A 3,810-nucleotide genomic window follows, 5' to 3' on the forward strand; every position below is an offset into this window, starting at 1 on the left:
CCAGCAGATCGAACAGGCAGGCTCCCACGACGATGGGCACGCGGGCGCTCTCCACGGGAAAGCCGATGCCGCGTGCGGCCAGCTCGTCCATGACGCCGGTCGCGGCGGCCAGCCCGAAGGCGCTGCCGCCCGACAGGACCACGCCGTGCACGGCCTGGATCATGTTCTCGGGCTTGAGCAGATCGGTCTCTCGCGTGGCAGGACCGCCGCCGCGCACGTCGACGCCGCAGGTGGCCCCGTCAGGAGCTATGAAGACGGTGCAGCCGGTGCCCGCGCGGGCGTCCTCGGCGTGCGCGCAGAGGAATGCGGGCAAATCGGCGAGCGTTGCGGGTTGCAGCATGGCGTTCTCCCTAGCGACGGGGCGGATCGATTCGCTTATTGTACACCGCGGATCGCAGCGGAGTCGAACCGATGTCGGCTTGCGCGAAGCTGGTTTCGGTAGTAAGGTCGATTCCTCTCTCGCTACGCACTCCCCTCGAAGAAGGGAGTGGATCATATGCCGGAATTCCTCAAGAAGGCGTCGTGCCGAGGCCGTCGTCCGCTGCATCTCGTCCCGCGGCGCCAGATACCTCGCCCCAACCTCATCGCTAAGCTTTTGCGCGAGCGGCACGTCGCGCGGTTCATCGTCGCGCCCGACGGCTTCGGCAAGACGGGTCTTGCGATGGAATACGCCGATACGGTGTTCTCGTTCGAGCATGTGGTCTGGCTCGACGGCCGCAGCCCGTGCTTCTTGCGCGATCTCGATCGCGGCGTCATAGCGCGCACGCTTTTGGAGGGCGACCCGCAGCCGTTCCTCGTCGTCATAGACGATGTGCCGCTGCTCGATCCTGAGCGCGCCGAGCTGTTATCCGACGAGCTCGATCTGCTGCTCGACCGCGATTGCGAGGTGATGGTGGCCTGCATGCCATCGCGCGACGCCTTCGCGCGTCATCGCGACCGCATCAAGCTCACGGCCGTCGATCTGCTGCTCACCGATGAGGAAGTGGACCTGCTCCGCACACCGGGGGAGCGCTCGAGCGATCCCGCATCGACGATTGCGCCCGCGTGCCGCGTCGCCACGTTCGTATGGGGGTCGGACGAGGAGCGCGCGGGGTTCTTGTCCGCCGTGCTTGGCGAGGAGCTTCCGGCCGACCTGCTGCTGCCGCTGTTCGTGATGGCGTCGCTGGGGAAGGGGACGTTCGAGGACGTGGCGGCGTTCGGCCCGTTCGGCCCCGATCAGGACGCGCTGCTCGCCGAGCAGTACCCCTATCTCGGCATCGACTCCCGCAGCGGCCGGTTCGAGGCCGCGCCGTTCGAGGTCGAAGCCCTCGCCGGCGCGTTTGCGCGTAAGCTGGGCGCGTTGGCCGATCGGTCGTTGTTCTCCGATGCGAGCACGCTCGTCGTGCGCTTGGGCGATGCGCTCGCGATGCGCGGCGAGCACGAACGGGCCTGCGATTTCGTACGTTTGCTGGCGTCGCGCGCCCCGCGAGCGTCCTGGCTCGCGAAACACGGGGCGGCGTTGCTCGAAGCCGCTTGCCTCGTGCCGGCCTGCGAGGTGCACCGCTCCTTATCGGGCGAGACGGCGGGGAAGGGCGCTCTGCTCAGCGCCCACGAGGCGGTTCGCCGCGCGCTTCTGGGGGATCGACAAGCGGCCTGCGTTGCCGCGCGCAAGGCGGTGCGCGACAGGAACGCGCCGTCCTCCGTGCGGATGACGGGCGCGTTGGTGCTCGCGCAATGCGCGGAAGCGGACGAGCGGCGGCGCGCCGACAAGCTCGTCGTGTCGCTGCTCGCGGCCGCGGGCATCGCGGATGCGGCCGAAGCGCCCCGTGAGGCCGTCTGCGCGAAGGCGCCGGAAGATCGGGGATGGCTCGCTGCGGGATGCGTGCATGCGCAGCTGCGGAAAGCGGGCTGCCCCGAGGCTGCTCGGGTATGGCTCGATTGGCACGACGACGGCGCGCGCGGGAGCTTCCTCAAGCAGTCGGCCGCCGAAGTGCTGCGTCAAGCTGCGGCGTCGGGAGCCGGCGAGGCCCGATCGATCGAGCTCGACCGTTTGGGCGCCTTCGTGCGCAAGGAGGTGTCCCAGGCGAGCCGCGGCACGCTCGGGCTCGGCGACGCTTTGGCCGGCATCGCCTACGAGCGGGCCTGCGAGCGCGGGGCGATCGCCGTTCCCGCGCTCGACGCGCAGGCGGCCCTCGCCGTCAGGCGCATAGAGATGCGCCTGTTCTCCCAGCGCAACGCGTGCGAGCGGCTGGAGCTGGAGCGATTGGAACGCGAGCGCGTATTCGTCGCCACCCATCCCGACGCATACCGTGAAGAGGGTCGCGCGACTCGCCTGCCGAAGCTGCCGTCCTCCGTGCCCGCGCTCACCGTCAACCTGTTCGGGGGCCTCGACGTGCTGATGGGGGATGAGCGGGTGGATCCGTCGCTGTTCAGCCGCCAGAAGGTCAAGACGCTGCTCGCCCTGCTCGTGCTGCACAACGGCCGCGAGTTCTCGCGCGACAAGCTGGTGGGTCTTCTGTGGCCCGACAGCGAGATCATGCACGGGCGCAAGAACTTCTACGGCATTTGGGCGATGCTGCGCCGCGCGCTGACGCTGCCGTCGGGCGAGTGCCCCTATCTCATTCGCCAGCAGCAGGGGTTGAGACTTGACGCGAGCCTGCTGACGAGCGATGTGGCGCAGCTCGAGGACGTGTGCCGCACGCTGCTGTTCGAGCGGCCCGGATACGGCGGCTGGGCGCAGGTGTACTCGCAGGTCAACGATCGCTTCTCGGACGATCTTCTGCCCAGCGAGAACGGCAACGACGCCCTCGCGTCGCTGCGCGTGGACTACCGCAACCGCCTCGTGGACGCGCTGGTGGCCGCCTCGACGCGCCTCGTCGCTGCAGGCGAGGCCCAGGAGGGACTCTGGTTCGCCCGTGCGGCGCTCCAGCGCGACCGCTCGCGCGAAGACGCCTACATCTGCCTCATGCAGGCCCAGCTGGCCGCGGGGCAGCGTACGGCCGCTCTCGAGACCTACTTTGCCTGCCGCCGCTTCCTCACCGACGAGCTGGGTATCGACCCCTCCCTCGAAACGATGCGCCTCTATCGCAGCATCATCGAAACCGAAACCGATTTCGAGTGACGGACGGGGAACGGAATAACGAGCATAGATTGCGAAAAAGGTATATTATGGATATAATTACTATATCTTTAGGTTCAATACTGACGTTCGAATGCGATCCGAAGAAGAGCGTGGCGAACCTTCAGAAGCACGGTATCGACTTCGATGAGGCGCAGCAGCTTTGGGAGGGCATCTACATCAAGGCTCCTGCGCGGAAAAGAGGAGAGCGACGATATGCGGTGGTCGGCGTCCTGCGCGGAGTCCATTGGACGGCGATCGCGACCGATAGGGGCGACCGCATTCGAATCATCTCGGTAAGGCGAGCGACGGAACAAGAGAGGATTCGCTATGAGCAACGAAAAGATAACCTCTGAGAATCTCGAAGAGCTGTTCGACGAAGGCTGCGACGTGACCGGGTTCTTCGATTTCGATTCCGCGGTGGTGGTCGAGGGGAGAACCGAGACGAAGCGCGTCAACGTCGACATGCCCATCTGGATGGTGGAGGCGCTCGACAAGGAAGCGAAGCGCGTGGGCATCGGGCGGCAGGCCGTGATCAAGATGTGGCTCGCCGAACGTCTCGACGAGGAGGCGCGCCGCAGCGCTTGAGCCGGCGGGCTGCGGCATGCGCGGCGGATCGGCGGCGCTTGCGTTCCCGATCCGCCGCTGCGCCTCGCGCCGCGCCTTGCGTGCCCTGTGAATTTCCTTTGAGGTCAGGCGCGATATGCTAGAGT

Annotated in this window: 4 protein-coding genes; 3 read left to right on the forward strand and 1 reads right to left on the reverse strand. The window is 67.0% G+C overall.

Features of this window, described 5'->3' with window-relative positions; all coding sequences use genetic code 11:
- A partial coding sequence (locus ACMO6A_RS13100; protein WP_418471392.1) for a P1 family peptidase occupies nt 1-340 on the reverse strand: 340 nt, incomplete at its 3' end.
- Nucleotides 341-496: 156 nt separating this feature from the next.
- Between ACMO6A_RS13100 and ACMO6A_RS13105 the strand changes: the two genes are divergently transcribed.
- Genes ACMO6A_RS13105 through brnA form a run of 3 tightly spaced genes read left to right on the forward strand, consistent with a single transcriptional unit; the run spans nt 497 to nt 3,685 of the window.
- The gene (locus ACMO6A_RS13105) at nt 497-3,100 is read left to right on the forward strand and encodes a BTAD domain-containing putative transcriptional regulator (RefSeq protein ID WP_009304132.1); all 2,604 of its coding nucleotides are present in this window, start codon (nt 497-499) and stop codon (nt 3,098-3,100) included.
- Between the two features lie 47 nt (nt 3,101-3,147).
- On the forward strand, nt 3,148-3,453 hold the full coding sequence (locus ACMO6A_RS13110; RefSeq protein WP_009304133.1) for a BrnT family toxin: 306 nt from the start codon (nt 3,148-3,150) through the stop codon (nt 3,451-3,453).
- Complete coding sequence (brnA, locus tag ACMO6A_RS13115; RefSeq protein ID WP_009304134.1) at nt 3,428-3,685, forward strand: type II toxin-antitoxin system BrnA family antitoxin; 258 nt, start codon at nt 3,428-3,430, stop codon at nt 3,683-3,685. Before ACMO6A_RS13110 ends, brnA begins: the two co-directional genes overlap by 26 nt.
- Nucleotides 3,686-3,810 lie beyond the last annotated feature (125 nt).

This window comes from Eggerthella sp., assembly GCF_048329335.1.
GTDB classification, from domain to species: Bacteria; Actinomycetota; Coriobacteriia; order Coriobacteriales; family Eggerthellaceae; genus Eggerthella; species Eggerthella lenta.